This window comes from Streptomyces sp. NPDC006339 (genome assembly GCF_040612775.1).
In the GTDB taxonomy this organism is placed as follows: domain Bacteria; phylum Actinomycetota; class Actinomycetes; order Streptomycetales; family Streptomycetaceae; genus Streptomyces.
The window spans coordinates 38,963-65,892 of sequence record NZ_JBEXQW010000038.1 but is presented as its reverse complement, the minus strand read 5'-3'; the positions used below and the strand labels follow the sequence as shown (position 1 = coordinate 65,892).

Here is a 26,930-nt window from a genome sequence, read left to right as displayed (position 1 = left end):
AGGTCGTCGTCCCCGTGGTGAACGGCAAGGTCACCTTCTACAACCACTCCGGCTCGGTCGACCTCCTCGCCGACGTCGCCGGCTACTACACCACCGACCCGGCCGGCTCCACCTACCGGCCCACCGGCCCCACCCGGCTCATGGACACCCGCACCGGCCTCGGCATCCGCAAGGGCAAGGTCGGCCCCGCCGGCACGGTCACCCTCCAGATCGCCGGCAAGAACGGCATTCCGTCCGCGGGCGTGACCGCCGTCGTCCTGAACGTCACGGCGACCGGCTCGACGGCAGGGGGCTTCGTCTCCGTCTACCCGGACGGCACGGCCAGGCCCACCGCGTCGAACCTGAACTTCACCGCCGGACAGACCATCCCCAACCTGGTCGTCGTCCCCGTGGTGAACGGCAAGGTCACCTTCTACAACCACTCCGGCTCGGTCGACCTCCTCGCCGACGTCGCCGGCTACTACACCACCGCCCCGGGCGGGTCCACCTACCAGCCGGCCGGCCCCACCCGGCTCATGGACACCCGCACCGGCCTCGGCGTCCGCAAGGGCAAGGTCGGCCCGGACGGGACCGTGACGCTCCAGATCACGGGCGGGAACGGCGTCCCCGCCGCCGGCGTCACAGCGGTCGTCCTGAACGTCACCGCCACCGCCCCGACCGCGGGAGGCTTCGTCTCCGTCTACCCGGACGGCACGGCCAGGCCGAACGCCTCCAACCTCAACTTCACCGCCGGACAGACCATCCCCAACCTGGTCGTCGTCCCCGTGGTGAACGGAAAGGTGAGTTTCTACAACCGGTCCGGGTCCGTCGACCTGCTCGCCGATCTCGCCGGCTACTACACGTCGTAGCGCGGCGGCGTCTCGCCTCGCGCCGGCCGGTTCTTCGGCCGGCGCAGGCCCGCCGCCGTCAGGCGGCGCAGCAGTTCCTTGGAGCCGACCTCGACGGCGCCGGCCGCCACCGCGGAGGCGTAGCGGTCGGACGGGATGTCGTAGTGGTCGCGCTCGAACGCGCGGGGCGGGCAGCCGATGGCCGCGGCGAAGGCGTGCAGTTCGTCGAAGGAGACGTCACTGACCAGGTGGGACCACATGCGGCCGTGGCCCGGCCAGGTCGGCGGGTCGATGTAGAGGGTCACGCCCCGGCCCCCGTCACGTGAGGCCGCCGACCGGAGCGACCCGGACGCCCTGCTTGCCGCAGACCCAGTGCGGGTCGGGGCCCATCTCCGGTTCGACGTCGAGGGCGTGCGGGTCGCCGGAGGAGCAGACCGGGCACAGCGGCCAGCGGCCGTACCGTTCGAGCAGGGCGTCCTGCACGTCCTGGGCGACCAGACCGGCCACGAAGGCCCGGCCCTCCGGCCACTGCTCCACCCACCAGCGGCGGTGGGTGACGGCGTCCTCCACCATCGAGACGACCTCGGCCATCGCGACCTCGCGCGCCGCCAGGTCGGCGAGGACCAGCGCACGGGCGGTATGAAGGGCCTGTTCCACGGGGTCGATGTCGTCCATGCACACATTCTGCGCCCGGCCGGCGTCCGGGACCAACGGCCTGACCCGCGGGCCTGACCCGAGGGCACGACCCGAGGGCCTGACCCGAGGGCCTGACCCGAGCAGCCGCCGCGAGGTCTTGACGCCCCTCAGGGCCGAAAATATCTTTCACCTGTGACCAATGAAGTGAAGGAAAGTTTCAGCGGTGCGGCCCCGCCCGCCCCCGCCGCCCTCGCGGCCAAGGTGCGGACCCTCGCCCCCTCCATGACCCGCTCCATGCAGCGGGTCGCCGAGGCCGTCGCCGGAGACCCGGCCGGCTGCGCCGCCCTCACGGTCACCGGTCTCGCCGAGCTCACCGGCACCAGCGAGGCCACCGTCGTGCGCACCGCCCGCCTCCTCGGCTACCCCGGCTACCGCGACCTGCGGCTCGCCCTCGCCGGCCTCGCCGCCCAGCAGCAGTCCGGCCGCGCGCCCTCCGTCACCGCCGACATCGCCGTCGACGACCCCGTCGCCGACGTCGTCGCCAAGCTCGCCTACGACGAGCAGCAGACCCTCGCCGACACCGCCGCCGGACTCGACACCGTCCAGCTCGGCGCCGCCGTCGCCGCCCTCGCCGCCGCCCGCCGCATCGACATCTACGGCATCGGCGCCTCCGGCCTCGTCGCCCAGGACCTCGGCCAGAAACTGCTCCGCATCGGCCTGATCGCGCACGCCCCGACCGACCCGCACCTGGCCGTCACCAACGCCGTGCAGCTCCGCTCCGGCGACGTCGCCATCGCCATCACCCACTCCGGCTCCACCGGCGACGTCATAGAACCGCTGCGGGTCGCCTTCGACCACGGCGCCACCACCATCGCCGTCACCGGCCGACCGGACGGCCCCGTGACGCAGTACGCCGACCACGTCCTGACCACCTCCACCGCCCGCGAGAGCGAACTGCGCCCCGCCGCGATGTCCTCCCGGACCAGTCAACTCCTGGTGGTCGACTGCCTGTTCACCTGCGTCACCCAGCGTACGTACGAGACGGCGGCCCCGGCCCTCGCCGCCTCCTACGAAGCCCTCGCGCACCGCCACACCCCCCGCACCCGCTGAACCACCCAGGAAAGAGCAGCCGCCCGTGCCGACCACGTACTCCGAACTGCGCGCCCAGCTCGCCACGCTCAGCACCGAGGCGTTCCGCCCCGAGCTCGCCGAGATCGACCGGCTGTCCACCGCCGAGATCGCCGCGCTCATGAACCAGGAGGACCAGACCGTCCCCGCCGCCGTGGCCCGGCAGCTCCCGGCGATCGCCGCCGCCATCGACGCCACGGCCGAGCGGATGGCCCGCGGCGGACGGCTCGTCTACATGGGCGCCGGCACCGCCGGCCGGCTCGGCGTCCTCGACGCCAGCGAATGCCCGCCCACCTTCAACACCGACCCCTCCGAGGTCATCGGCCTCATCGCGGGCGGCCCCGACGCCATGGTCAAGGCCGCCGAGGGCGCCGAGGACTCCAAGGAGCTCGCCGTCGCGGACCTCACGGCGCTCGGCCTCACCGCCGACGACACGGTCGTCGGCGTCTCCGCCTCCGGCCGCACCCCGTACGCCGTCGGCGCCGTCGAACACGCCCGCGCCCTCGGCGCGCTCACCATCGGCCTGTCCTGCAACGCGGACAGCGCGCTCGGCGCCGCCGCCGAACACGGCATCGAGGTCGTCACCGGGCCCGAACTGCTCACCGGCTCCACCCGGTTGAAGGCCGGCACGGCCCAGAAGCTCGTCCTCAACATGATCTCGACGATCACCATGATCCGGCTCGGCAAGACCTACGGAAACCTGATGGTCGACGTCCGCGCCTCCAACGACAAGCTCCAGGCCCGGTCCCGCCGGATCGTCGCCCTCGCCACCGGCGCCACGGACGAGCAGATCGAGACCGCGTTGCGCTCCGCCGACGGAGAGGTGAAGACCGCCATCCTGATGATCCTGGCCGACGTCGACGCCAAGACCGCCGAGCGCCGGCTGCAGGACACCCGGGGCCACCTGCGCGCCGCGCTGCACGCGACGACGGGCTGAGGCCCGTCTCGTACCCCTCACAGCAAGGCACCACCGCACCATGAGCCCAGACGACCAGAGCAGCCCGCACGACAAGAGCAGCCCGCACGACCATCGCGCCACCGCCGCCGCGATCCTCCCCCTGGTCGGCGGCGCCGGGAACATCAGCTCCGTGGCCCACTGCATGACCCGCCTGCGCCTCGGCCTGCGGGACCGCTCGCTCGTCCGGGACGAGGACCTCAGGGCGCTGCCGTCCGTGCTGGGCGTGGTGGAGGACGACACGTACCAGATCGTCCTGGGGCCGGGCACGGTCGCGCGCGTGACGCCGGAGTTCGAGGCCCTGCTGGCCGACGCCCCGAAACGCACCGCCGACGACCTCGCGGCGGCGGGCGCCGCGATCAGGGCCGCGCGGAAGGCGCGGAACGCGACCCCGTTCAAGCTGTTCCTGCGCAGGATCGCGAACATCTTCGTCCCGCTGATCCCCGCGCTCATCGGCTGCGGCATCATCGCCGGCCTGAACGGCCTGCTGATCAACCTCCACTGGCTGCCCGCCGTCACCCCGGCGCTCGCCGCCGTCGCGAGCGGTTTCATGGCGCTGATCGCGGTCTTCGTCGGCTACAACACGGCCAAGGAGTTCGGCGGCACGCCCGTCCTCGGCGGCGCCGTCGCCTCCATCATCGTGTTCGCGGGCGTCCAGAAGGTCGAGGTCTTCGGCCAGGCCCTCTCCCCCGGCCAGGGCGGCGTCCTCGGCGCGCTCGGTGCGGCGGTCCTCGCCGTGTACGTGGAGAAGTGGTGCCGCCGCCGGGTGCCGGAGTCCCTGGACGTCCTGGTCACCCCCACCCTCACCGTGCTCGTCTCCGGCCTGGTCACCGTCTTCGGCCTGATGTTCGTGGCCGGCGAGGTCTCGCGGGCCATCGGCGACTTCGCCGACTGGCTCCTCGCTCACGCGGGCGCCGGCGCCGGCTTCGTCCTCGGCGGGCTGTTCCTGCCGCTGGTGATGCTCGGCCTCCACCAGGCCCTCATCCCCATCCACACCACCCTCATCGAGCAGCAGGGCTCCACGGTCCTCCTGCCGATCCTGGCGATGGCGGGCGCGGGCCAGGTCGGAGCGGCCATGGCCGTGTACGTGAAGCTGCCCCGCAACGGCTCCCTCCGCCGCACCATCCGGTCCGCCCTCCCGGCCGGTCTCCTCGGCGTCGGCGAGCCCCTCATCTACGGCGTCTCCCTGCCCCTCGGCCGCCCCTTCGTCACCGCCTGCGTCGGCGGCGCCTTCGGCGGCGGCTTCGTCGGCCTCTTCAACATGCTGGGCGACAAGGTCGGCTCCACCGCCATCGGCCCCTCCGGCTGGGCCCTCTTCCCGCTCCTCGACGGCAACCGGGGCCTGGGCGAGACCCTCGCGGTCTACGCGGGCGGGCTGCTCGTCGGCTACGCGGCCGGCTTCCTGGCCACGTACTTCTTCGGCTTCAGCCGGGCGATGATCGAGGAGTTCGACGTGACGACACCGACCGACCCGGCCGCACCCGCCACCCCCGAGCCGGAGGCGGGACCGGAACCGGGGCCCGCTCCGGCGAAGGTCTGAAGCCGGCGACGGCCTGAGCCTTCGACGGTCTGAGCCGACGAGGGTCTGAGGCCGAGGACGGTCCGAGCAGGGTCGGGGTGCCGCGCGGGGCCGCGCCCCGTCCCGACTTGTCCCGACCCGTCCACCGCCCCGCCCGTATCAGCAGGTCACGTCCGTCGCCGGGCGCTCCCCCGTCAGCAGGAAGCGGGTGACCGTCCGGTCGCCGCAGGCGTTGCCGTTGCTCAGGTACATGCCGTGGCCGCCGCGGTCGACGGTGACCAGGCGGGCGCGGGCGCCGAGGGCCGCGCGCATCTTCAGGCCGTTGACGTGCGGGGTGTTGGGGTCGCGCAGGCCCTGGATCATGAGGATGTTGGAGGGGCCCTCGTCGGTGACGCGGACCGGCTTCGCGACCGGGCCGCCCTTCCAGAAGGAGCAGGGCGTGATGTTCGCCGGCATGCCCGCCGTCAGGGGGTGCGCGGCGCGGTCGGCGGTGACCGCCCGCTCGTGGTCGCGGACGGAGCCGCGCCACCTCACGTCGTTGCAGACGACGCCGACGACGGCCGTCGCGTCGGGTCCGGGCATCGGACCGGCCAGCTCCGGCGGCAGGGCGGGCGTCGCGGTGGGCGTGCCGGCCTCCCGTACCAGGCGGGCGAAGCCCTCGAAGGCGGCGTCGGAGGCGAGGGCGTTCTGCAGGGCCTGGCGCAGGAGGTTGCCGGTGAGCGGCACGCCCGGCGTGGTCGTGGGCCGGGGCGACCGGTCCAGGCGGGCGGCCAGGCCGAGGATCAGCGGGCGGACGTCCTCGGGGCGTTCGGCGAGCCGCAGCCCGGCCTCCGCCCGGTCGGGGTGCGCCGCCCAGGCCGCGAAGTCGGGGAAGCGGTCGTCCACGCCGCGCGCCATCCCGCGCAGCCAGCCCTGGGCGACGGTCCTCGGATCCGGGTCGGCGCTGCTGTCGAGGACGAGGCGGTCGGTGCGGTGGGGGAACTTCTGGGCGTACTGCGCGGTGACGTACGTCCCGTAGGAGTTGCCCCACACGGAGATCCTCGTCTCGCCGAGTACCGCCCGCAGCCGGTCCATGTCCCGGACCTCGTTCGCGGTGGTGAGGCCGCGCAGCTCGGCGCCGCCGTTACGGGCGCACGCCTCGGCGACCCGCCGGGAACGCTCGACGTTCTCGCCGATCGAGCCGTCGGCGGCCGGCCAGGCGCGCAGGGTCACCAGGTGGCGGTCCTCGTCCGCGATCCCGCAGTCCGCCTTCACGCTGCCGCCGACCCCGCGCGGGTCGAAGGCCACCAGGTCGTACGCGCCGCCCAGCTCCCGCACCAGTGCCGCGCCCTTCCCGCTCAGCCGCTGCACACCGGAGCCGCCGGGCCCGCCCGGTACGACGAGGAGGGTGCCGCGCCGGGCGGCCGGGTCGGTGCTGCGGATCCGGGACACGGCCAGCTCGACCTGCCGGCCGCCGGGGTCGGCGTGGTCCAGCGGGACGCTCAGCTTCGCGCACTCCTGGCCGAGGCCGGCGGGGCCGCAGGCGGTCCAGGTGAGCCCGGGGAGCCCGGGGAGCGGGGCGGGGGCGGCGGCGGCCGGGCCGGCGGTGAGTCCGGCCGCCACGGCGGCGGAAGAGAGGCCGATCAAAAGGGTGTTGCGGAGCGAGGAGGTCATGGGGAAACCTTCGTCGGTCGCGCGCACCCGCCCCATCCCGGAGGCATGCCGATCCGAGGTGGGGCCAACCCCAGCCCGGCACAAGGGAGATCACCACCGTATGACCAGGGACACGACCCGCCACGCCCCCGCCACCGCCTCTTCCGCAGCACCCACACCCGGCACCGCCGCCCCCACCGCTTCCGCATCCGGCACCTGGACGCTGGGCGACCTGACCGTGCACCGCGTCGGCTTCGGCGCCATGCGTCTGCCCCAGACCGGGGAGGCGCTGATCGCGAACGCCGTACCGAGGGACCGGGACCAGGCCATCGCGGTCCTCCGCAGGGCCGTCGAGCTCGGCGTCAATCACATAGACACCGCCGCTTTCTACTTCTCCCCGCTCCGCTCCGCCAACGAGCTCATCAACAGCGCCCTCGCCCCCTCCGGCCGCTACCCCGACGACCTCGTCATCACCACCAAGGTCGGCCCGGCGCGCGACGCGGCCGGCGCCTGGGCCACCCACGCCCGGACGCCCGAGGCACTGCGCGCCCAGGTCGAGGAGAACCTGCGCCAACTGGGCCGCGACCACCTCGACGTCGTCAACCTCCGGGTCGTCGGCACCGATTCGATAGCCGAACGCTTCGGCGCCCTCGCCGCACTCCGCGAGGCCGGCCTCATCCGGCACCTCGGCCTGTCCAACGTCACCCCCGAGCATCTGGAGGAGGCCCGGCGGATCGCGCCGGTGGTGTGCGTGCAGAACATGTACGGGATCGGGGTGCGCCCCGAGTACGCGGAGTTCGTCCGCCGCTGCGGCGAGCTGGGCATCGCGTTCGTACCGTTCTACGCGATCGCGGCGGCCGGCCAGGACAGCGGAGCGACCGCCGCCGAGCCCGCGGAACTGCTCGCCGTGGCCCGCGCCCACGACGCGAGCCCGGCCCAGGTCCGCATCGCCTGGACCCTGCACCAGGGCCCCCACCTGCTGGCCATCCCCGGCACCGGCGACCTCGCCCACCTGGAGGCGAACGTCGCGGCGGGCGCGCTGAAGCTCAGCGCGGAGGAGCTCACCCTGCTGGACGCGGTGCACCACAGGCCCGCCGCGGGATAGGGGCACCCAGGCGCCACCCCGGGGTGGTGTCCCTAGACTCCGCCCATGACGACCCCGAACCCCACTCCCGCCCCCGCTCCCCACCCCTCCGTGGCCGCCGATCTGGCTCCGACCGGGACCCTCCGCGCGTCGATCAACCTCGGCAACCCGGTCCTGGCCCAGGGCACCCCGGACGCGCCCGCCGGCGTCACGGTGGACCTCGCCCGCGAGATCGGCGCCCGGCTCGGCGTGCCCGTGGAGCTGCTGTGCTTCGGTGCGGCACGCGCGTCGTACGAGGCGATGGCGACCGGCCGGGCCGACCTCTGCTTCCTGGCGGTCGACCCGGCGCGGGAGGCGGAGGTCGCGTTCACGGCACCGTACGCGGTCATCGAGGGCGTGTACGTCGTGCCGCGCGACTCCGCCCTGAAGACCCCGGCGGACGTGGACGCCCCGGGCGTCCGCGTCGGCGTGAAGGCGGGCTCCGCGTACGACCTCCACCTCACCCGCACGCTGCGGCACGCGACACCGGTGCGGGGCGCGGAGGGCGTCGACACCTTCGTCGAGCAGGGCCTGGAGGCGGGCGCGGGAATCCGCCAGCCGATGACGGCGTACGCGGCGGCACACCCGGACGTGCGGCTGATCGAGGACCGGTTCATGGAGATCCGGCAGGCGGTCGGCACGACGGTGGGCCGGTCGGCCGAGACGATCGCCTTCCTGCGCGCCACGGTGGAGGAGCTGAAGGCGAACGGTTTCGTCGCCGCCTCACTGGCCCGCTCGGGCCAGGACCCGGACCTGCTGGCCCCGCCCGCTCACTGAGCGGCGCGCAGCGGGCAGCCGGTGTCGACGCGGGCCGCCAACTCTTCTCGTAGGGCGGCGAGTTCGGCCATGCGGGCGTCGACCGCCCGGAGCTTCTCCTCGAACAGCGCGGAGAGCGCCGCCGCGCTGTCCGGCGCCTCGCGCAGCTCCTCGCCGACGCGGCGGATCTCGGCGAGGGTGAAGCCGAGGGCCTGGGCGGTGCGCACGTACTGCAGCCAGGGCACGGTCTCGGGCGGGAAGTCCCGGTAGCCGTTGGCCCGTCGCTCGCCGGCGATCAGGCCGAGCCGCTCGTAGAAGCGGAGGGTGTCACGGCCCATGCCGGTGGCGGCGGCGAGTTCACCGATGAGCATGCGTCCCCCTCGGGAGAAAATCCGGCCCGCCCCCGGGCCCGGTCCCGACCCCCGGGCCCCGGGCGCGGCCGCGGCCTTCGGGCTTGACCTTGGAGCGTAGTCCACTGTTTAGCGTCGGCGGCATGGTGACTTCCTCTCCTTCGTACGTGCGCCTGGTGCGCGCGAGCGCCTGGTACGACCTCGTCGTCACGGCCGGCTTCATGACCCCGTGGACGTATCCGCTGCTGGCCGACGCCCTGTCGCTGGGCGGCGGCCCCACCGGCCCGATGACGGTCCTGTACGCGAACCTGATGGGCTCCGTCGTGATGGTCTGGGCCCTTCTGCGTGCCGTCCGGCCCCTCCCGCTGTACGGCCTCTTCGACGGCGTCGCCCGCGCGCTGTTCGCGAGCTGGCAGGCGTACGCGCTGGCGCACGGCGGGCCCCGGGTCCTCTGGGCCTTCCTCGCCGTCGAGGCGGTGCTCGGCGTGGTCCAACTCGCCCCGTGGCTGCGGCGGAAGGCCCTGCGCAACCTGTCGGGAAACCCTCTCAGGACCCGCCCGGAAACGCCCTGAGAAGGCCCCCGGGCCGCCTCTGGGCGCCCTCGCCCGGGGGCGCGGAGGGAGGGGGCCCGGCCGCTCGCGTTCGCCCGCCACAAGCCCCTCCAGCACCTCGCCACACACCCTCTGACCTGGGCTTTTACCGCTCCCTCCCGTAGCGTTTCCTCGACACGGAAGGGGATCCGCATGGACCGTACGACCCGCACCACCGAGGACGTCCTCCAGCTCCTGGACGGCCTGTTCGCACAGGACACCGACAAGTGGGCCGGCTTCTACGACGACCGCTCCCGGCCCGTGCCCTTCTTCGTCCCGAAGCCCGACGAGAACCTCGTCGCCCACCTCGACCAGGGCCTGATCCCCACCGCCGGCCGCGCCCTCGACCTCGGCTGCGGCCCCGGCCGCAACGCCCTCCACCTCGCCGCGCGCGGCTTCGAGGTCGACGCGGTGGACCTGTCCTCGGGCGCCCTGGCCTGGGCGCGGGAGCGGGCGGAGGAAGCGGGCCTGGACATCCGCTTCCTGCACGGCGACGTGTTCGCCCTCGACCGGGAGGGTCGGCTCGACGGCGGCCCGTACGACCTGATCTACGACTCCGGCTGCTTCCACCACCTCCCGCCCCACCGCCGCGCCACCTACCTCGCCCTCCTCACCCACCACCTCGCCCCCGGCGGCCACTTCGCCCTCACCTGCTTCGCCGCCGGCCCCGACGGCATGGGCTCCGAACTCCCCGACGCGGCCTTCTACCGCGACGCCACCCTCCACGGCGGCCTCGCCTACACCGCGGACGCGCTCCGCGCCGTCTTCGCCGACCTGACGGAGTCGGACCTCCGCCGCATGCACGACGAACCGTCCGACTCGCCCCACTTCGGCGAACCGTTCCTCTGGACGGCCCTGTTCCGACGGCCCTGAAAACTTCGGGGACGCCGGCCTAGGAACGTACGCCCCGCGTCCCCGCCGGAATTCGCTTGCCGCCCGCCCGGGTCCGGCGGCTACCCTCCTGTCCATGAGCCACGGCAAGACCCACTACGTGTGCCTGCCGTGCCGGGCCTCGTACAAGCAGTCCTACGGGCGCGAGCGCGAGCGGCGCTGTCCGCGCTGTGCGCGGGCGATGATCCACGCCGGGTCGGCGTTCGCGGCGCCGAAGCGCCGTGACACGGATGCCTGGCGGGCCCTGTCCGTCGTCCTGAACGCGGGCATCGGCTTCCACAAGAGCTGCTGCGGCGGGCCCGGCTGGCGCCCCCGCACCCTGCGCGAGGTCAAGGCCCGCACCGCCTACGCCCGCCGTACCGGCGAGCCCGTCGCCCGGGCGCTGCTCCGCTACGAGGTCTGACCGGGGCCGCACGCCGCCGTCACATGCCGCGCAGGTGCTCCTCCAGCCGGTCGTACTGCTCGCGGACGCCCGCCTCCATGCCCGCCGCCAGGGCCTGGTCGCGGATCTCCGTCGAGGGCCAGAAGGACGTGCTGGTCAGGGCGGTGCCGCCGTCGGGGGTCGCGTCGAAGGAGAGGACCACGCGGACCGGTCCGGCGTCCGGCATCTGCTCGAAGACCTCGGTGTAGACGAGGCGTTCGCCCGGGACGATCTCCTCGTACGTGCCGGAGAAGACGATCTCCTGGCCGTCCGGGGTCCGCTGGCCCCAGCGCCATGTGCCGCCCGGCCGCAGGTCGATCTCGCAGACGGACATGGTCAGCGCCGCCAGGCCGTACCACGCGCGGACGTGCTCGGGGCGCGTCCACGCCTCCCACACCCGGGCGACGGGCGCGTCGAAGGTGCGGGTGATGACGAGCTCGCGGTCCGCCGGTGTGGTCAGCAGCGTGATCATGGCGTTCTCCCGCCGATCAGGTCCCGGACCTCCCTGCCCTTCCAGGATCGCCCCGTCCCGCGGCCCGGTCCACACGACGGAAGGGCGGCACCCCGGTGGGGTGCCGCCCTTCGGCGTTCAGCGATGAACCGCCGATCCTCTACGAGCGCGAGGATCAGAAGTCCATGTCACCGCCCGGCATGCCGCCGCCGGCCGGCGCGGCGGCCTTCTCCGGCTTGTCGGCGATGACGGCCTCGGTGGTGAGGAACAGGGCCGCGATGGAGGACGCGTTCTGCAGGGCGGAACGGGTCACCTTCGCCGGGTCGATGATGCCCTCGGCGATCATGTCGACGTACTCACCGGTCGCGGCGTTCAGGCCGTGGCCGACGGGCAGGTTGCGTACCTTCTCGACGATGACGCCACCCTCGAGACCACCGTTGACGGCGATCTGCTTGAGCGGGGCCTCCAGGGCCAGCTTGACGATGTTGGCACCGGTGGCCTCGTCGCCCTCGAGGTCGAGCTTCTCGAAGACGGAGGAAGCCTGCAGCAGGGCCACGCCACCACCGGCGACGATGCCCTCCTCGACGGCCGCCTTCGCGTTGCGGACGGCGTCCTCGATGCGGTGCTTGCGCTCCTTGAGCTCGACCTCGGTCGCGGCACCGGCCTTGATGACGGCGACGCCACCGGCGAGCTTGGCCAGGCGCTCCTGGAGCTTCTCGCGGTCGTAGTCCGAGTCGCTGTTCTCGATCTCGGCGCGGATCTGGTTCACGCGACCGGCGACCTGCTCGCTGTCACCGGCACCGTCGACGATGGTGGTCTCGTCCTTGGTGATGACGACCTTGCGGGCGCGGCCCAGCAGGTCGAGGCCCGCGTTCTCCAGCTTGAGGCCGACCTCCTCGGAGATGACCGTGCCGCCGGTGAGGATGGCGATGTCGTTCAGCATGGCCTTGCGACGGTCGCCGAAGCCCGGGGCCTTGACGGCGACGGACTTGAAGGTGCCACGGATCTTGTTGACGACCAGGGTCGACAGGGCCTCGCCCTCGACGTCCTCGGCGATGATCAGCAGCGGCTTGCCCGACTGCATGACCTTCTCGAGGAGCGGGAGCAGGTCCTTGACCGCGGAGACCTTGGAGTTGACGATCAGGATGTACGGGTCGTCCAGGGACGCCTCCATACGCTCCATGTCGGTGGCGAAGTACGCCGAGATGTAGCCCTTGTCGAAGCGCATACCCTCGGTGAGCTCCAGCTCCAGACCGAAGGTCTGGGACTCCTCGACGGTGATGACGCCTTCCTTGCCGACCTTGTCCATGGCCTCGGCGATGAGCTCGCCGATCTGGGTGTCGGCGGCGGAGATGGAGGCCGTGGAGGCGATCTGCTCCTTGGTCTCGACGTCCTTCGCCTGCTCGAGCAGGGCGCCGGAGACGGCCTCGACGGCCTTCTCGATGCCGCGCTTCAGAGCCATCGGGTTGGCGCCGGCGGCGACGTTGCGCAGGCCCTCGCGGACCAGCGCCTGGGCGAGAACGGTCGCGGTGGTCGTACCGTCGCCGGCGACGTCGTCCGTCTTCTTGGCGACTTCCTTGACCAGCTCGGCGCCGATCTTCTCGTACGGGTCCTCGAGCTCGATCTCCTTGGCGATGGAGACACCATCGTTGGTGATCGTGGGGGCGCCCCACTTCTTCTCGAGGACGACGTTGCGGCCCTTGGGACCGAGGGTGACCTTGACGGCGTCAGCGAGCTGGTTCATGCCGCGCTCGAGACCGCGCCGGGCCTCCTCGTCGAACGCGATGATCTTGGCCATGTGAAGTGGTCCTCCCGGACATGGGGTGGATAACGCTCCTGGACCGCGCCGACGCCCGCGACGGACGGCCCGCGAGCCTCGTGGTTCCTTGCCCCACGCTGCCTGCGACCTCGTCTGCCCGATCCTCGTAAGCACTCTCACCTTCAGAGTGCTAACGCCAATGATTAGCACTCGCCCTAGGAGAGTGCAAGCGACTCCCGCAGATCGAGAGCCGCGGAGCCACGTCGCGGGCGGTCGCACGGCCACCCCCGGCGGCCCGGTCCGCGCACGCGCGAGGGGCCCGCATCCCGGTCAGGATGCGGGCCCCTCGACGGAAGTGCGTCGGTGGCCGATCGCGCCGCGCTCAGACGGCGAGCTTGACCATGTCCGCCTGCGGACCCTTCTGGCCCTGCGAGATCTCGAACTCGACCCGCTGACCCTCTTCAAGGGTGCGGTAGCCGTCCATCTGGATCGCGCTGTAGTGGACGAAAACATCCGCACCACCGTCGACCGCGATGAAGCCGTAGCCCTTCTCCGCGTTGAACCACTTGACGGTGCCCTGAGCCATGCCTAACTCCCCTATTACTGGCCCTTGCGCGGGACCGCACTTCGCGGACCCGGGTCAGACCCTGCGCCGGAACGCGTCGACCGCGGCTGAATGTATCTGCCCAACTGCCCTCTGCAACAGGGCAATCGGACGAGAATTCTGGGCACGCCGGAAAGGGGAATCAGGGAGAATCCCTGGAATTACGGGGCAAGTCGGGCCCGGCAAAGCGCGCAGAAGGTACACAAGGCACGGGCACTTTGGCTGCATCTTGTCGAGCGGCGACGCATTCTCATATGCGCCTGGCATGAGCAGCGGAGGGGACTTCCCCAACTCTACCGCGCTCAACCATGCAGAATTGCCCCTTCCGCTTCTGGCAGCGGAAGGGGCAATTCTGTAAAGCGGAAGATCTCCGGGCCGAGCCCCGACGGGGGCCGGGCTCAGCAGCCGCCGGCGACCGCCGGAATGATCGAGACGCCCGCGCCGTCCGGCGTCGCGGTCTCCAGGCCCTGCTCGAAGCGCACGTCGTCGTCGTTGACGTACACGTTGACGAAGCGGCGCAGCTTGCCCTGGTCGTCCAGGACGCGGGCGGCGATGCCGGTGTGGTTCTTCTCCAGGTCGGCGATGACCTCGGCGAGGGTGGCGCCCTCGGCGGGCACCTCGGCCCGGCCGCCCGTGTAGGTGCGGAGGATGGTGGGGATGCGGACGTTCACGGCCATGTCTACGTAACCTTTCGGCGCGCTGGGGGCGGGTCTCAGTGGGCCAGGCCGGCGTCGCGGAACGCGTCGAGGCTCGGGCGGATGGTGGCGGTCGCCTGAGAGGTGTCGGCAACGGCGTCGAGGGTCTTGAGCCCGTCACCGGTGTTGAGGACCACGGTGGTGAGCGAGGGGTCGAGGAGACCGGCCTCGACGAGCTTCCTCGTCACGCCGACGGTCACACCGCCCGCGGTCTCGGCGAAGATGCCCTCGGTGCGGGCCAGGATCTTGATCGCGTCGACGACCTGCTCGTCGTTCACGTCCTCCACGGCGCCGCCGGTGCGGCGGGCGATGTCGAGGACGTACGGGCCGTCGGCCGGGTTGCCGATCGCCAGCGACTTGGCGATGGTGTTCGGCTTCTGCGGGCGGACCACGTCGTGACCGGCCTTGAAGGCGGCGGAGACCGGGGAGCAGCCCTCGGCCTGGGCGCCGAAGATCTTGTACGGCTTGTCCTCGACCAGGCCGAGCTTGATGAGCTCCTGGAGGCCCTTGTCGATCTTGGTGAGCTGCGAGCCGGAGGCGATCGGGATGACCAACTGGTCCGGAACGACCCAGCCGAGCTGCTCGCAGATCTCGTACGCGAGCGTCTTGGAGCCCTCGCCGTAGTACGGGCGCAGGTTGACGTTCACGAAGCCCCAGCCCTCGCCGAGCGGGTCGCCGATGAGCTCCGAGCAGAAGCGGTTGACGTCGTCGTAGTTGCCCTCGATGGCGACCAGGTCGCCGCCGTAGACACCGGCCATGACGACCTTGCCCTGCTCCAGGTCGTGCGGGATGAACACGCAGGAGCGGAAGCCGGCCCGGGCGGCGGCGGCGCCGACGGCGCCGGCCAGGTTGCCGGTGGAGGAGCAGGAGAGGGTGGTGAAGCCGAAGGCGCGGGCGGCCTCCAGGGCCTGGGCGACGACCCGGTCCTTGAAGGAGTGGGTCGGGTTGCCGGAGTCGTCCTTGACGAACAGCTTCCCGGGCTCGACGCCGATCTCGCGGGCCAGGTTGTCGGCCTGGACGAGCTTGGTCCAGCCGGGGTTCAGGTTGGGCTTCTCGGCGACGTCGGCGGGGACGGGGAGGAGCGGGGCGTAGCGCCAGATGTTGGCGGGGCCGGCCTCGATGCGCTTGCGCAGGGCCTCGGGCTCACCGGTCGGCAGGTCGTAGGCGACTTCGAGCGGGCCGAAACAGAGCTCGCAGGCGAAGATCGGACCGAGCGCGAAGGTTTCGCCGCATTCGCGGCAGGAGAGCCCGGACGCGGGACCGAGGTCGACCGGGGTCCGGGGGGTGGCGGTGGTGGCAACCGTCTGTACAGCCATGGAGGCGAGGCCCTTTCTCCTCATCTTCCTCATGACGCATTTCGCCATGAGACGGATTTGGCACCTTCCCTAGCCGGGAGCCTCGCTGGAGGACGAGTAACCGACTGGAGGGTTGCCGGGGCTTCAACGGGCCGTTTCCCTCTGCCCCTCTGGATGAGCGGTATTCGATTGTGGAACGCGGTCGGCACCCCGACATGCATCGGGCATCCGCGTTGTTCAAGACTGTAACCGAAGCCTTCCGAGGTGGAGACGGTCGTCCGATCCGCGAGATGGAGATCACGTTGCTGGAAGAAGTGGAGCGCTGGCTGGCCCGGCGGTCCTGGTCGGTGGCCGACCGTCCGCTGGAGCGGATCCTCGCCGCCAAGCGGGGCACGAAGGTCAGCGTGGTGCTGCCGGCGCTGAACGAGGAGGCGACGGTCGGCGCGATCGTCTCCGTGATCCGCCGCGAGCTGATGACGGACGCGGTGCCGCTGGTGGACGAGCTGGTGGTGATCGACTCGGGCTCCACGGACCGTACGGCGGAGGTGGCCGCGGCGGCGGGGGCGCGGGTGGTGGCGCGGGACGCGATCCTGCCGCGGATACCGGCGGTGCCGGGCAAGGGCGAGGTGCTGTGGCGGTCGCTGATGGCGACGAGCGGGGACGTGGTCTGCTTCGTCGACGCCGATCTGCGGGACTTCTCGGCGGATTTCGTCTTGGGGATCGTCGGTCCGCTGCTGACCGACCCGGACGTGGACTTCGTGAAGGCGATGTACGACCGTCCGCTCGGCGACGCCCCCGGTCAGGGCGGCCGGGTGACGGAGCTGGTGGCCCGGCCGCTGCTGAATCTGCACTGGCCGCAACTGGCCGGTTTCGTCCAGCCGCTCGGCGGCGAGTACGCGGCGCGCCGCTCGCTCCTGGAGCGGCTGCCGTTCCCGGTCGGTTACGGGGTGGAGCTGGGCCTGCTGGTGGACGCGCTGCACACGGTGGGTCTGGACGCGCTCGCGCAGGTGGACGTGGGGGTGCGCAAGCACCGGCACCAGGACGGGCAGGCGCTGGGCCGGATGGCGGCGGCGATCTACCGGACGGCGCAGTTGCGGCTCTCGCGGGGCCATCTGGTGCGGCCGCGGCTGACCCAGTTCGAGCGGAGCGGGGAGGGCGGCTTCGCGCCGCGCACGTACGCGGTGGACACGGAGGAGCGGCCGCCGATGGCGGAGATCGCGGAGTACGCGCGCCGACGCGTGGCGTAACACCGGATGATGATCCTTTCTGCCTAGATTTCCGTTTCATGCGGTGGAGACACGGAATCGGAACGGGCATGCTGCTGTCGGTCCTGGGCCTCGGCGCCGGGGCGCTCCTCGTGACCGGGGCGGCCCCGGCCGCGGCGGACGCCGCCTTCGCCGCCGTGGCCCCGGCCGCGGCCCGGGAGCCGGAGAAGCAGCCGGAGTCGGGCCGCACGGCCGAGGAGCGGCTCTGGCTGCTCGGCGGCCTCGGTCTGGCGCTGGGGGCGACGGGTGTGGTGGCCGGCGCCGCCGTACGGAGTCACCGGGAGCCCACGGGCCACCGCGAGCCTGGCTCGAATCCGTACGTTTGAGCGTTTACCGGACGGGCTAGGTTCGCCATATGGCTTCAGTCCTCGTTGCATCGAACCGCGGCCCCCTCTCGTACACCCTGCGGGACGACGGAGCGCTGGACACCCGGCGGGGCGGCGGCGGGCTCGTGTCGGGCCTGAGCGCCGTCTTCTCGGAGGACGCGGCGGGAGACGGGCTGTGGGTGTGCGCGGCCCTCGGCGAGGGCGACCGCGAGGCCGTGCGGCGCGGGGTGTCCGAGCCGGGCGTGCGGATGCTCGACATCGACCCGGACGTCTACGCCGACGCGTACAACGGCATCGCGAACTCGGTGCTGTGGTTCCTCCACCACCATCTCTACGACATCCCGCGCGAGCCCGTCTTCGACGCGGCCTTCCGGCGCCGCTGGGACTCCTACCGGGCCTACAACCGCGCCTTCGCCGAGGCGCTGGCCGAGGCCGCCGACGAGGGCGCCGCGGTGCTGGTGCAGGACTACCACCTGGCGCTCGTCCCGGGGCAGCTCCGCGCGCTGCGGCCCGACCTGCGGATCGCGCACTTCACCCACACGCCGTGGGCCTCGCCCGCCTATCTGGCGATGCTGCCGGACGACATCCACCAGGAGCTGGTGGAGGGCATGCTGGGCGCGGACGAGATCGGCTTCCACACCGGGGCCTGGGCGGACGCCTTCCGCGCCGACCCTCCCGTCGCCCGCGCGGCCGGCGGCTCCCGGGTGGCGGTCCATCCGCTCGGCGTCGACGGCGACGAGCTGCGGGCCCTGGCCCACCGCCCCGAGGTCGAGGAGCGGCTCGCGGCCCTGCGCGCCGAGGTGGGCGACCGGAAGACGATCGTCCGGGTGGACCGCACGGAGCTGTCCAAGAACATCCTGCGCGGCCTGCTGGCCTACCGGGAGCTGCTCACGGAACACCCCGAGTGGCGCGGCCGCGTCGTCCACCTCGCCTCCGCCTACCCCTCCCGCCAGGACCTGGAGAGCTACCGCTCCTACACGGCCGCGGTGAGCGCGCTCGCGGAGCGGATCAACGAGGAGTTCGGCACCGCGGACTGGCAGCCCGTCCTGGTCTCCGTCCAGGACGACTTCGCCCGCTCCCTCGCCGCGTACCGGATGGCCGACGTGGCCCTCGTCAACCCGGTGCGGGACGGCATGAACCTGGTCGCCAAGGAGATCCCGGTGGTGTCCGACGAGGGCTGCGCGCTGGTGCTGTCCCGGGAGGCGGGCGCGTACGAGGAGCTGCGCGCCGACGCGCTGACGGTGAACCCCTTCGACGTGACCGAGACCGCCGAGGCCCTCCACGAGGCCCTGTCGATGCCCGCCCCGGACCGCGCCGACCGCACCAAGCGCCTCGCGGCGGCGGCCACCGCCCTGCCGCCCCGCCGCTGGTTCCTGGACCAGTTGGAGGCCCTGGGCGGAGCGCCTTCCCAGGGCGGGGCGTCCTAGGAGGCGCCGCCTTGGGCGGCGCCGTCCCGGTCGTCCCGTTCCTTCCGCTCGCGGCCCCAGGCGGCGAGCGGTTCGAGGGCGTCGTTGAGCCGGATGCCGTCCTTGGTGAGGGCGTACTCGACGCGGGGCGGGACCTCGTCGTAGGAGACGCGGTCCACGATGCCGTCCGCCTCCATCTCGCGCAGGTGGGAGGCGAGCACCTTCTCGGTGATCCCCGGCACCATGCGGCGCAGTTCGCCGAAGCGGCGGTTCGGGTGCTCGTGGAGCGCCCACAGGATGAGCACCTTCCACTTGCCCCCGATGATGTCCATCGCGGTGTCGATGCCGCAGATGTGGTCCCCGTCGTCGGCCCCCGGCCGGTTCAGCGTCGCCATGCCCCACCCTCCTGACCTGCTCGCTCACTCCAGGGTAACCACCCACTTCGAAGTGCGTACTTGAGCGCTCAACCGCCCGGGGCGCAGCCTGGGCACATGAACGAGACGACCTCGCAGAAGACCCCCGTCACCCTCCTCGGCCTCGGCGCGATGGGCACCGCCCTGGCCCGCACCTGGCTCGCCGAGGGGCACCCGCTCACCGTCTGGAACCGCACCCCCGCCCGTGCCGCCGCGCTCGTCGACGAGGGCGCGAAGGCCGCCGCCGACGTCGCCGAGGCGGTCGCCGCGAGCACCCTCGTCGTGGTCTGCCTCCTCGACGACGCCTCGGTCGGCGAGGCCCTCGCCGACGCCGACCTGACCGGCAAGGACCTGGTCAACCTCACCACCACCACGCCCGCCCAGGCCCGGGCCCGCGCCGCCCGGGCCCGTGAGCGGGGCGCCCGCTACCTGGACGGCGGGATCATGGCCGTCCCGCCGATGATCGGCGTCCCCGAGGCCGGCGGCTATGTCTTCTACAGCGGATCGCGGGAGCTGTTCGAGCGTCACGAGGCGACCCTCGCGGTGCCGGCCGGCGCCGTGCACGTCGGCGAGGACGCGGGCTTCGCGGCGCTGCACGACGTGGCCCTGCTCAGCGCCATGTACGGGATGTTCGCCGGGGTCGCGCACGCCTTCGCCCTGATCCGCAAGGAGGACATCGACCCGGTCGCCTTCGCCCCGCTGCTCTCCGGCTGGATCTCCGCCATGGCCGGCCCGGCCGTGCAGCAGACCGCCCGGCAGTTGAAGAGCGGCGACTACACGACGGACGTGGTGTCCAACCTGGCGATGCAGGTGGCGGGCACGCCGACCTTCCTGGCCACGGCCGAGCAGCAGGGCGTGAGCCCGGAGCTGATCAACCCCTACTTCGAGCTGATGCGCCGCCGGCTCGCGGAGGGCAGCGGCGAGGAGGACCTGACGGGCGTGGTGGACCTGCTGCTCCGCTGAGCCTGTGAGGCGGGTGCGGTCCGTAAATCGGTTCCGTAAATCGGTTCCGTTAATCGGAGACGACCCCTCCTCGCGAGGGGTCCTTCCGTGCCAGACTCTGCCGCGATCGTTCCCCCAGGCGATCCGTTTACCCCCGAAAAGGCAAGCGGAAGGATCGCGACAGACGTGAAAAAGATTGTCGTGGGCATGACCCTCGGGTCGGCGCTCACCGCACTCCTCGCCGCGGGGCTCACCCCCGCCGCCGCGCAGGAGGCCAGGGACAGCGCGCCGACCGGCGCCCCGGCCGACGCCCCGTCGCACCGGAGCGACAACCGCCCCGGACCGCTCACCAAGCAGCGCACCGAGCTGCGCGAGAAGGCGATCGACCTGGTCGCCAAGGGCAAGGCCAAGGCGAACGCCCGCGGCGTCGTCGAGGTGGCGCCCGGCAAGTTCGTGGAGACGAAGACCACCACGGCCGTGCGCCAGGAGAAGATCCTCACGATCCTCTCCGAGTTCGGCACCGAGGCCAGCGGCAAGTACGGCACCGTCCCCGGCCCGCTCCACAACGAGATACCCCGGCCCGACCGGAGCGTGGACAACTCCAACGCCTGGACCGCCGACTTCGACAAGGCGTACTACGAGAACCTCTTCAACGGCTCCGGCGAGTCCATGAAGACGTACTACGAGAAGCTGTCGAACGGCGCCTACTCGGTCACCAACACCGTCGAGGACTGGGTCAAGGTCCCCTACAACGCCTCCTTCTACGGCGACAACGCCATCGAGGACAACGGCGGTTCGTGGGCCTTCATCCAGGACACCGGCGACGCCTGGTGGAACGCCCAGATCGCGGCCGGCAAGACCCCGGCCGAGATCGACGCCTACCTCGCCCAGTTCGACGTCTGGGACCGCAACGACTGGGACCACGACGGGAACTTCGACGAGGCCGACGGCTACATCGACCACTTCCAGGCCGTCCACGCCGGCATGGGCGAGGACGCCGGCGGCGGCGCGCAGGGCGAGGACGCCATCTGGTCGCACCGCTGGTACGTCAACGGCGACGACTTCGGCCTCACCGGCCCGGAGGTCGCCGGCACCCAGAACAAGGCGGGCGGCGCCCGCATCGGCCAGTCGAAGTACTGGCTCGGCGACTACACCACCGAGGGCGAGAACGGCGGACTCGGCGTCTTCTGCCACGAGTTCGGCCACGACCTCGGCCTGCCGGACTACTACGACACGAACGGCGGCGAGAACTCCACCGCCTTCTGGACCCTGATGAGCTCCGGCTCCTGGCTGGGCCACGGCGCCGCCGCCAACGAGGGCATCGGCACCCACCCCGGCCTGATGGGCGCCGAGGAGAAGCTCTTCCTCGGCTGGCTGGACGTCGCCGACGCGCCGCTCGGCGCCACCGGCACGTACACCCTGAACCCGGCGCAGCTCCAGGTCACCGGCAAGGAGCAGGCCGTCCGCGTCGCGCTCCCGGACAAGACCGCGAGCACCTCGTACACCACCCCCGCCTCGGGCCGCCACGCCTGGTGGACCGGCTCGGCCGACGGCCTCAACCAGTCCCTCACCCGCTCCGTCCCGGCCGCCTCGCGCGTCACCGTGAAGGCGAGCGCCTGGTACGAGATCGAGGCCGACTACGACTACCTCTTCGCCGAGTACTCCCTGGACGGCGGGGCCACCTGGGCGCGCGCCGGCGCGGGCGTCGACGGCTCCTCCGCCGGACGGTGGACCACCCTGCGGTACGCGTACGACGCCGCCGGCAAGGACTCCCTCTTCCGCTTCCGCTACCAGACCGACGGCGGCGTGCACTTCGCCGGCGCGTTCCTGGACGACATCACCATCGGCGCCGGCAGCACCACCGTGCTCACCGACGACGTCGAGCAGGGCGTGAACGGCTGGACGGCCCAGGGCCGCTGGAAGATCTCCACGGGCACGGAGACCGCCACCTTCCCGCGCTACTACCTCCTGGAGAACCGCGAGTACGTCGGCTCCGACGCGCTCCTCGCCGAGGGCCCGTACCAGTACAGCAAGGGCATCACCGCCCCGGACTGGGTGGAGTTCTTCACGTACCAGAACGGCATGCTGGTCTGGTACGTGGACCGCTCCTACGACGACAACAACGTCAGCTCCCACCCGGGCGGCGGCTCGGCGATGGCGGTCGACGCCCGCCCGGCACCGTTCCGCTACGACGACGGCACCGCCCCCAGCAACCGCCGCCAGCCCTTCGACGCCACCTTCGGCCTGGAGCCCACCGACGCCACCTGCCTCCACAAGGAGGTCCTGGTCGGCAAGGGCGGCAACCAGACCGTCGCGACGAAGGCCGCCTGCGCCCCGTCCGTCCCGGGCCTCCCGGTCTTCGACGACACCGACCCGAACGCCTACTACGACCCGACGGCCCCGCAGGCCAGCGTGAAGGTCGCGGGCCACGGCGTGAAGGTGACGATCACGGGTGACGCCGGCGCCGACCTGACGATCACGGTGGCCAACCCGGCCTCCTGACCTCGCAGGTGACACGAGGGGCGCCCCGGACCCCCGGGGCGCCCCTTCCTGCTGTTACCCTCCGCTCCACCTGCGGTGGGGGGCACGGCAGGGTCACAGGGGAGGGACTTCCTGGTGTTTCGTCATGCTTGGGTGCGGGGCGCGTTCGCCGCCGCGACGGCGATCGCACTGTCGGTGGGGGGCGGCCTGACGCCGCTGGCGGGGACGGCGGCGGCGGAGGAACCGGTGCCGCCGGCCGCGCAGGAGGTGGTGGTACCGCCGCCGTACTTCGGCCCGCCCCGCTTTAGCTGGCCGTACAAGGCAGAGCTCTCGCGTCTGTCGCAGGCCGACAGCGTCGGTCCTGAGGGCCTCTTCCGCTACGAGGAGCGCGGGAACGGGATCCTCTGGACGCGGTACTCGGACGGCACGACCGTCACCGTGCCGGTGCCCACCACGCCCTGGACACACGTGCTGGGCACCGGGACCGACACCCTCGCCTTCATCCGCGAGGGCCAGATCGAGCTGCGCGACCCTGACGGCAACGCACGCGTCTACAGCCTCCCGACGGACTACACGCCCCCGCACATCCCCCCGAGGGTGTTCGGTTCCACCGCGCTGGCCTACCGGCCCGTCACCAAGCCGGACGGAACGACCGTAGCCGAACGGCACCTGCTGTCGCTCCGCGCCGACGGCACGGTCGGCGACCTGACGTTCAGGGGCATCCAGGACGGTGTGAAGCTGGGCTCACCCACGACGGCGGACGACAGGCACCTGGTGTTCTCCGCGACGGCCCAGGACGGCACACGCCGCATGGCCCTCGTCTCGAAGGAGACCGGCCTGCTCGAGGCCACCACACCCCCCATGCCCGCGAGCTACGTCTACGCGAGGATCTCGCCCGAGCACATCGTCGCGTACAGCTCCGACGGGACCGTCCGCACAGCCCTGGTCGCCTCGCGCACCGATCCCTCCGCTCCTCTGATCGAGGTGCCCGTCGACACCGGGATCACGGGGCCCTTGTACCACCTCACCGTGGTAGGCGACTGGCTCGTCTACCGCGACTCCAACAGCCGCGTCGAAGGCGTCCCCATCGCGGGCGGCGCCACCGTCGGTCTGCTCACGAAGGCCACGGGCGGGCTCGGCGCCGGCCCGGGAGGCACCGCCGTCGCCATCGGCACCACCGGTGCGGGCGGAGACGAACGGGTCGACTGGGGAGTCCAGCGCATCACGGCGGACGACACGGGCAAGCCCGTGGTGACGACGGTGACGCGGTTCCACAAGCCGGGGCGCATCCAGGGCATCGCCCTCTCCCAGGGCGAGCTGACGACCGTCGACAACAGCGACCCCGCGGGGATGTTCCCCTGGAAGCGGAAGCTCAGCACGTCGGGGACACCGACGTACGACTCCCCGACGAGGCTCCGTGACACGGCCTATCCCCCCTGCGCGGGCGACGACGACCTGACGTGCGCCCAGTTGCGGGCCGTCGGCGACGGGCGATACCTGAAGCGCACCGGCAGCACCGACACCCATGACGTCTACGCGTACCAGGGAACCGGCTTCCATCAGTACAGCTCGGCAGAGTACGTCTCCAAGGGCGGCCGGATCGTCGACGTCAACGGCGACTACGTCGTCCGGTCCCTGCCCGGCTCTCCCGGCAAGCAGATCACCTACTGGCGTGGGCAGGCCGTGGACGAGCGGACGCCGGGGGCCTCGGCGCTCTGGGGCACCTGGCTGTGGGCGGCGGGCGCCACGAACGGGACCCTGACCGCCAAGGACCTGAAGACCGGCACGACGGTCGAGACCGTGGAGACCGGGGCGCCCTGCGGAGCCGAGGAGTTGCAGGCGTCGGGCCGCTGGCTCTACTGGAGCTGTGGCGCGAACGGACCTGCCGGGGTCTACGACCGTACGGCCAAGACCTCGCAGCCGGTGCCGTCCGGCGAGAGCCTGCTCGGCGACGGCTTCGTCGTCACCCACGACAAGGCAGCGGGCACGCTGGTCCTCACCGGCGCGGACGCGACGAAGCCGATCAGCCGGGTCGTCGGCGACCTGCCCGACACGGGTGCTTCACAGCGCCACGTCCGCTGGTCCGTCGACCGGCACGGCGCCAACCTCGTCTACGTCGACGCGACGGACCGGGTCCATATCGTGCCGACCGGCATCGAGTCCCAGCCGCTCGCGGCCCTGCTCGACCACAAGACCCCCCTCGTGGACGCGTCGCGAGCGGTCTCCGAGCCGCTCACGACGATCGCCTTCAGCAAGCCGGTCGGAACCTGGACCCTGACGGCCCGCCACCTCGCCTCCGGCACCGTGAGCGAGCTGTTGACGGGCAAGGACGCACGGGGTGCGGTGCGGCCTAGGTGGACCGGTCCCGACTCGGCCGGGCATCTGCTGCCGAACGGCCGGTACACCTGGACGCTGACCGCCACCCCGGCCGACGGCGTCGGCCCGGAGGTCCGGCGGACCGGCGAAGTCACTCTCATCGGCGGGGCTTCGGCGGCCTCCGCCACGTTCGAGCCGCTGGACCCCGAGCGGCACATGGACACCCGGTACGGCACGGGCGTGCGCAAGGGCAAGGTGGGCGCCAAGGGCACTGTCACCCTCCAGGTCGCCGGGCGCCGAAGCGTCCCGATCTACGACGTGACCGCCGTGACCATGAACGTGACCGTCGTCAACGCGACCGCGTCCACCTACGTCGCGGCCTATCCCGGGGGCACCACCCGCCCCAACGCGTCGAACGTGAACGTCCCGGTCGGGCGGGCCGTGTCCAATCTGGTGACCGTCCCGGTCAAGGACGGCAAGGTCACCTTCTACAACCACGCCGGTTCCGTCGACATCGTCGCGGACGTCGTCGGCTACTTCACTCCGGCGAGCCTGGGCGACCGCTTCGAGCCGATGAAGCCGACCCGCGTGCTGGACACGCGCACCGGCCTCGGCGGCCTCAAGCGCAAGGCGAACGAAGACTACTGGCCGACTCTCGATGTCCCGGGGCTGGCCGGCATCCCGAAGACCGGAGTGACGGCCATCGTCGTGCACGTCACCGCGACCAACGCGACCAAGCCGACATACGTCACCGCCTTCGGAGAACGGTCGGACGGCAGCACCCTCAACCTGCTCCCGGGGCAGACCGTCTCCAACCTGGCCGTGGTGAAGCCCGCCGCCTACGGCGACTACGTCCGCTTCGTCAACCACACCGGCGACGCCGACGTCATCGTCGACATCGCCGGCTACTACACGTCCGGCCCCCTCGGCTCCCTCTTCCAGCCCCTCGCCCCCTCCCGCTCCCTCGACACCCGCACCGGCACCGGCGCCCCCAAGGCCAAGGTCGGCCCCGGGCGGACGGTGTCCCTCACCGTCGCCGGGCGGAACGGGGTCCCGGCCGCCGGGGTCACGGCGGTCGTGATGAACGTGACGGCGGCGAACGGCACCAGCGGCACGTACATCAGCGCGTACCCGTACGGGACGGCCCGGCCGGGAACGTCGAACCTCAACGTGCCGGCCGGGAAGACCGTGTCCAATCTGGTGGTCGTCCCCGTCAAGGACGGCAAGGTCACCCTCTACAACCACGCGGGCAGCGTCGACCTCATCACCGACGTGCAGGGCTTCTACGCGCTCTGAGAGCCCCGCTCCACCGCCTCCGCGAGCCCCGCCAGCAGTCCCACCACCGACGCCGGGCCCGGGACCGTGAGGTCGGCCTGGGCGGCGAGGTCGGGGACGGCCTCGGCCTCGGCGGCGGAGCAGACGAGGAGGCCGGGGACGCCGTCGGAGCGGAGCTTCTCGACGGCCCCGTAGGCGGGGAGGTCGCCCAGGTCGTCGCCCGCGTAGAGGACGCAGCCGGCGCCGGTCTCGCGGACGTGGTCGGCGAGGGCCACGCCCTTGTCCATGCCGGGGGGCCGGAGCTCCAGGACCATGCGGCCCGGTTCGAGGACCAGGCCGTGCCGGGCGGCCAGGTCGGCGAGGGGGTCCCGCAGGGCCTCGAAGGCGCCCTGGGGGTCGGTCGCCCGGCGGGTGTGGACGGCCACCGCGCGGCCCTTCTCCTCGATCCAGGTGCCGGGCCAGGCGCCGACGCGGTCGAGGAAGCCGGGGAGCTCGGCGCGGACCGAGGCGACGCCCGGGTGCGGGGCGGCGGCCCGGACGGTGCCGGTGACCGCGTCCCAGCGCTCGGCGCCGTAGTGGCCGAGCACGACCAGGTGCTCCAGGCCGGGGACGCCGGCGAAGCCCCCGTACCGTACGGCCACCCCGGCGGGGCGGCCGGTGATCACGGCGACGGAGGCCACGTGCGGGGCGAGGGCGGAGAGGGCGGCGACGGCGCCGGGATGGGCGCGGGCCCGCTCCGGGTCGGGGACGATCTCGGCGAGCGTCCCGTCGAAGTCGAGGGCGACGACGGCCTTCTCGGGCCGCGCCAGGAGCGCGGCGAGGCCGTCACGGCCGGCGGACGTGGTCGGGTGCGGAAGGCTGCTGACCATGTCCT

Annotated in this window: 25 protein-coding genes, 1 pseudogene and 1 riboswitch; of the genes and pseudogenes, 15 read left to right on the top strand and 11 right to left on the bottom strand. The window is 72.3% G+C overall.

Annotated features, from left to right (window positions below; translation table 11 throughout):
- Window positions 1-848, top strand: a pseudogene (locus ABZ135_RS27540) (hypothetical protein); the annotation flags it as partial.
- Here ABZ135_RS27540 and ABZ135_RS27535 read toward each other — a convergent pair.
- Both ABZ135_RS27535 and ABZ135_RS27530 read right to left on the bottom strand, forming a co-directional pair.
- Window positions 836-1,132: a DUF4031 domain-containing protein gene (locus tag ABZ135_RS27535; protein ID WP_356699166.1), complete on the bottom strand. Its 297-nt coding sequence runs from the start codon at window positions 1,130-1,132 to the stop codon at window positions 836-838. The pseudogene ABZ135_RS27540 and the gene ABZ135_RS27535 overlap by 13 nt on opposite strands.
- Window positions 1,133-1,145: 13 nt before the next feature.
- Complete coding sequence (locus tag ABZ135_RS27530) at window positions 1,146-1,502, bottom strand: hypothetical protein (RefSeq protein ID WP_356699165.1); 357 nt, start codon at window positions 1,500-1,502, stop codon at window positions 1,146-1,148.
- A 153-nt stretch (window positions 1,503-1,655) separates the two neighbouring features.
- On the opposite strand from ABZ135_RS27530, the gene ABZ135_RS27525 reads away from it, so the two are divergent.
- Genes ABZ135_RS27525 through ABZ135_RS27515 form a run of 3 tightly spaced genes read left to right on the top strand, consistent with a single transcriptional unit; the run spans window position 1,656 to window position 5,086 of the window.
- Window positions 1,656-2,573 (top strand): MurR/RpiR family transcriptional regulator, encoded by a 918-nt coding sequence (locus ABZ135_RS27525; RefSeq protein ID WP_356699163.1) that lies wholly within the window; start codon window positions 1,656-1,658, stop codon window positions 2,571-2,573.
- Between the two features lie 25 nt (window positions 2,574-2,598).
- Window positions 2,599-3,528, top strand: a complete 930-nt coding sequence (gene murQ, locus ABZ135_RS27520; protein ID WP_356699161.1) for an N-acetylmuramic acid 6-phosphate etherase — start codon at window positions 2,599-2,601, stop codon at window positions 3,526-3,528.
- Between the two features lie 40 nt (window positions 3,529-3,568).
- Window positions 3,569-5,086, top strand: coding sequence for a PTS transporter subunit EIIC (locus ABZ135_RS27515; RefSeq protein ID WP_356699159.1), 1,518 nt, complete (start codon window positions 3,569-3,571; stop codon window positions 5,084-5,086).
- Between the two features lie 138 nt (window positions 5,087-5,224).
- Here the strand turns inward: ABZ135_RS27515 and ABZ135_RS27510 are convergent, their stop codons facing one another.
- Window positions 5,225-6,718, bottom strand: coding sequence for an alpha/beta hydrolase (locus ABZ135_RS27510; protein WP_356699158.1), 1,494 nt, complete (start codon window positions 6,716-6,718; stop codon window positions 5,225-5,227).
- Window positions 6,719-6,818: 100 nt separating this feature from the next.
- On the opposite strand from ABZ135_RS27510, the gene ABZ135_RS27505 reads away from it, so the two are divergent.
- On the top strand, window positions 6,819-7,802 hold the full coding sequence (locus ABZ135_RS27505) for an aldo/keto reductase (protein ID WP_356699156.1): 984 nt from the start codon (window positions 6,819-6,821) through the stop codon (window positions 7,800-7,802).
- A gap of 45 nt (window positions 7,803-7,847) precedes the next feature.
- Entirely contained in the window at window positions 7,848-8,597 is a 750-nt protein-coding gene (locus ABZ135_RS27500) for a transporter substrate-binding domain-containing protein (RefSeq protein ID WP_356699154.1), read from the top strand.
- On the opposite strand, the gene ABZ135_RS27495 is transcribed toward ABZ135_RS27500, so the two are convergent.
- Window positions 8,591-8,947 (bottom strand): MerR family transcriptional regulator, encoded by a 357-nt coding sequence (locus ABZ135_RS27495; RefSeq protein ID WP_356699152.1) that lies wholly within the window; start codon window positions 8,945-8,947, stop codon window positions 8,591-8,593. The two genes, ABZ135_RS27500 and ABZ135_RS27495, sit on opposite strands and share 7 nt — an antisense overlap.
- Window positions 8,948-9,069: 122 nt before the next feature.
- On the opposite strand from ABZ135_RS27495, the gene ABZ135_RS27490 reads away from it, so the two are divergent.
- The 3 genes from ABZ135_RS27490 to ABZ135_RS27480 all read left to right on the top strand — a co-directional run bounded on the left by ABZ135_RS27490 (window position 9,070) and on the right by ABZ135_RS27480 (window position 10,810).
- Window positions 9,070-9,498 (top strand): hypothetical protein, encoded by a 429-nt coding sequence (locus ABZ135_RS27490; RefSeq protein ID WP_356699150.1) that lies wholly within the window; start codon window positions 9,070-9,072, stop codon window positions 9,496-9,498.
- A gap of 171 nt (window positions 9,499-9,669) precedes the next feature.
- Window positions 9,670-10,389 (top strand): class I SAM-dependent methyltransferase, encoded by a 720-nt coding sequence (locus tag ABZ135_RS27485; RefSeq protein WP_356699149.1) that lies wholly within the window; start codon window positions 9,670-9,672, stop codon window positions 10,387-10,389.
- Window positions 10,390-10,483: 94 nt separating this feature from the next.
- Window positions 10,484-10,810: a deoxyxylulose-5-phosphate synthase gene (locus ABZ135_RS27480; protein ID WP_356699147.1), complete on the top strand. Its 327-nt coding sequence runs from the start codon at window positions 10,484-10,486 to the stop codon at window positions 10,808-10,810.
- Window positions 10,811-10,829: 19 nt separating this feature from the next.
- Here the strand turns inward: ABZ135_RS27480 and ABZ135_RS27475 are convergent, their stop codons facing one another.
- The 5 genes from ABZ135_RS27475 to thrC form a co-directional block, all read right to left on the bottom strand.
- Window positions 10,830-11,300 (bottom strand): SRPBCC family protein, encoded by a 471-nt coding sequence (locus ABZ135_RS27475; RefSeq protein WP_356699145.1) that lies wholly within the window; start codon window positions 11,298-11,300, stop codon window positions 10,830-10,832.
- A 154-nt stretch (window positions 11,301-11,454) separates the two neighbouring features.
- Window positions 11,455-13,077 (bottom strand): chaperonin GroEL, encoded by a 1,623-nt coding sequence (groL, locus tag ABZ135_RS27470; RefSeq protein WP_345486592.1) that lies wholly within the window; start codon window positions 13,075-13,077, stop codon window positions 11,455-11,457.
- A 343-nt stretch (window positions 13,078-13,420) separates the two neighbouring features.
- On the bottom strand, window positions 13,421-13,624 hold the full coding sequence (locus ABZ135_RS27465) for a cold-shock protein (protein ID WP_005315736.1): 204 nt from the start codon (window positions 13,622-13,624) through the stop codon (window positions 13,421-13,423).
- Between the two features lie 416 nt (window positions 13,625-14,040).
- Window positions 14,041-14,319 carry a MoaD/ThiS family protein gene (locus tag ABZ135_RS27460; RefSeq protein WP_189974304.1) on the bottom strand — a complete coding sequence of 93 codons (279 nt, stop codon included), beginning with the start codon at window positions 14,317-14,319 and terminating at the stop codon, window positions 14,041-14,043.
- A 35-nt stretch (window positions 14,320-14,354) separates the two neighbouring features.
- The gene (gene thrC / locus ABZ135_RS27455) at window positions 14,355-15,677 is read right to left on the bottom strand and encodes a threonine synthase (protein WP_356699143.1); all 1,323 of its coding nucleotides are present in this window, start codon (window positions 15,675-15,677) and stop codon (window positions 14,355-14,357) included.
- Window positions 15,671-15,813: riboswitch (SAM riboswitch) on the bottom strand. (Overlaps the previous gene by 7 nt.)
- 121 nt (window positions 15,814-15,934) lie before the next feature.
- Between thrC and ABZ135_RS27450 the strand changes: the two genes are divergently transcribed.
- Genes ABZ135_RS27450 through ABZ135_RS27440 form a run of 3 tightly spaced genes read left to right on the top strand, consistent with a single transcriptional unit; the run spans window position 15,935 to window position 18,650 of the window.
- A complete protein-coding gene (locus ABZ135_RS27450; RefSeq protein WP_356699195.1) occupies window positions 15,935-16,879 on the top strand; it encodes a glucosyl-3-phosphoglycerate synthase in 945 nt (314 codons plus the stop codon).
- Between the two features lie 38 nt (window positions 16,880-16,917).
- Window positions 16,918-17,223: a hypothetical protein gene (locus tag ABZ135_RS27445; protein ID WP_356699141.1), complete on the top strand. Its 306-nt coding sequence runs from the start codon at window positions 16,918-16,920 to the stop codon at window positions 17,221-17,223.
- Window positions 17,224-17,252: 29 nt separating this feature from the next.
- Complete coding sequence (locus ABZ135_RS27440; protein ID WP_356699139.1) at window positions 17,253-18,650, top strand: trehalose-6-phosphate synthase; 1,398 nt, start codon at window positions 17,253-17,255, stop codon at window positions 18,648-18,650.
- Here ABZ135_RS27440 and ABZ135_RS27435 read toward each other — a convergent pair.
- Complete coding sequence (locus tag ABZ135_RS27435; RefSeq protein ID WP_356699137.1) at window positions 18,647-19,024, bottom strand: helix-turn-helix domain-containing protein; 378 nt, start codon at window positions 19,022-19,024, stop codon at window positions 18,647-18,649. The two genes, ABZ135_RS27440 and ABZ135_RS27435, sit on opposite strands and share 4 nt — an antisense overlap.
- Window positions 19,025-19,120: 96 nt before the next feature.
- Between ABZ135_RS27435 and ABZ135_RS27430 the strand changes: the two genes are divergently transcribed.
- The 3 genes from ABZ135_RS27430 (at window position 19,121) to ABZ135_RS27420 (ending at window position 26,077) form a co-directional block, all read left to right on the top strand.
- On the top strand, window positions 19,121-20,005 hold the full coding sequence (locus ABZ135_RS27430; protein WP_356699135.1) for an NAD(P)-binding domain-containing protein: 885 nt from the start codon (window positions 19,121-19,123) through the stop codon (window positions 20,003-20,005).
- A gap of 165 nt (window positions 20,006-20,170) precedes the next feature.
- A complete protein-coding gene (locus tag ABZ135_RS27425; RefSeq protein ID WP_356699133.1) occupies window positions 20,171-22,486 on the top strand; it encodes an immune inhibitor A domain-containing protein in 2,316 nt (771 codons plus the stop codon).
- Window positions 22,487-22,600: 114 nt separating this feature from the next.
- Entirely contained in the window at window positions 22,601-26,077 is a 3,477-nt protein-coding gene (locus ABZ135_RS27420) for a hypothetical protein (RefSeq protein ID WP_356699131.1), read from the top strand.
- Here the strand turns inward: ABZ135_RS27420 and otsB are convergent.
- On the bottom strand, window positions 26,065-26,925 hold the full coding sequence (otsB, locus tag ABZ135_RS27415; protein WP_356699130.1) for a trehalose-phosphatase: 861 nt from the start codon (window positions 26,923-26,925) through the stop codon (window positions 26,065-26,067). The two genes, ABZ135_RS27420 and otsB, sit on opposite strands and share 13 nt — an antisense overlap.
- Window positions 26,926-26,930: the final 5 nt, after the last annotated feature.

Excerpts from the sequence above, each read along its gene's own strand:
- ABZ135_RS27530 (WP_356699165.1), bottom strand. The coding sequence starts at position 1,502 with ATGGACGACATCGACCCCGTGGAACAGGCCCTTCATACCGCCCGTGCG.
- ABZ135_RS27515 (WP_356699159.1), top strand. The coding sequence starts at position 3,569 with ATGAGCCCAGACGACCAGAGCAGCCCGCACGACAAGAGCAGCCCGCAC.
- ABZ135_RS27510 (WP_356699158.1), bottom strand. The coding sequence starts at position 6,718 with ATGACCTCCTCGCTCCGCAACACCCTTTTGATCGGCCTCTCTTCCGCC.
- ABZ135_RS27505 (WP_356699156.1), top strand. The coding sequence starts at position 6,819 with ATGACCAGGGACACGACCCGCCACGCCCCCGCCACCGCCTCTTCCGCA.
- ABZ135_RS27500 (WP_356699154.1), top strand. The coding sequence starts at position 7,848 with ATGACGACCCCGAACCCCACTCCCGCCCCCGCTCCCCACCCCTCCGTG.
- ABZ135_RS27495 (WP_356699152.1), bottom strand. The coding sequence starts at position 8,947 with ATGCTCATCGGTGAACTCGCCGCCGCCACCGGCATGGGCCGTGACACC.
- ABZ135_RS27490 (WP_356699150.1), top strand. The coding sequence starts at position 9,070 with ATGGTGACTTCCTCTCCTTCGTACGTGCGCCTGGTGCGCGCGAGCGCC.
- ABZ135_RS27485 (WP_356699149.1), top strand. The coding sequence starts at position 9,670 with ATGGACCGTACGACCCGCACCACCGAGGACGTCCTCCAGCTCCTGGAC.
- ABZ135_RS27480 (WP_356699147.1), top strand. The coding sequence starts at position 10,484 with ATGAGCCACGGCAAGACCCACTACGTGTGCCTGCCGTGCCGGGCCTCG.
- ABZ135_RS27475 (WP_356699145.1), bottom strand. The coding sequence starts at position 11,300 with ATGATCACGCTGCTGACCACACCGGCGGACCGCGAGCTCGTCATCACC.
- groL (WP_345486592.1), bottom strand. The coding sequence starts at position 13,077 with ATGGCCAAGATCATCGCGTTCGACGAGGAGGCCCGGCGCGGTCTCGAG.
- ABZ135_RS27465 (WP_005315736.1), bottom strand. The coding sequence starts at position 13,624 with ATGGCTCAGGGCACCGTCAAGTGGTTCAACGCGGAGAAGGGCTACGGC.
- ABZ135_RS27460 (WP_189974304.1), bottom strand. The coding sequence starts at position 14,319 with ATGGCCGTGAACGTCCGCATCCCCACCATCCTCCGCACCTACACGGGC.
- thrC (WP_356699143.1), bottom strand. The coding sequence starts at position 15,677 with ATGAGGAGAAAGGGCCTCGCCTCCATGGCTGTACAGACGGTTGCCACC.
- ABZ135_RS27445 (WP_356699141.1), top strand. The coding sequence starts at position 16,918 with ATGCGGTGGAGACACGGAATCGGAACGGGCATGCTGCTGTCGGTCCTG.
- ABZ135_RS27440 (WP_356699139.1), top strand. The coding sequence starts at position 17,253 with ATGGCTTCAGTCCTCGTTGCATCGAACCGCGGCCCCCTCTCGTACACC.
- ABZ135_RS27435 (WP_356699137.1), bottom strand. The coding sequence starts at position 19,024 with ATGGCGACGCTGAACCGGCCGGGGGCCGACGACGGGGACCACATCTGC.
- ABZ135_RS27430 (WP_356699135.1), top strand. The coding sequence starts at position 19,121 with ATGAACGAGACGACCTCGCAGAAGACCCCCGTCACCCTCCTCGGCCTC.
- otsB (WP_356699130.1), bottom strand. The coding sequence starts at position 26,925 with ATGGTCAGCAGCCTTCCGCACCCGACCACGTCCGCCGGCCGTGACGGC.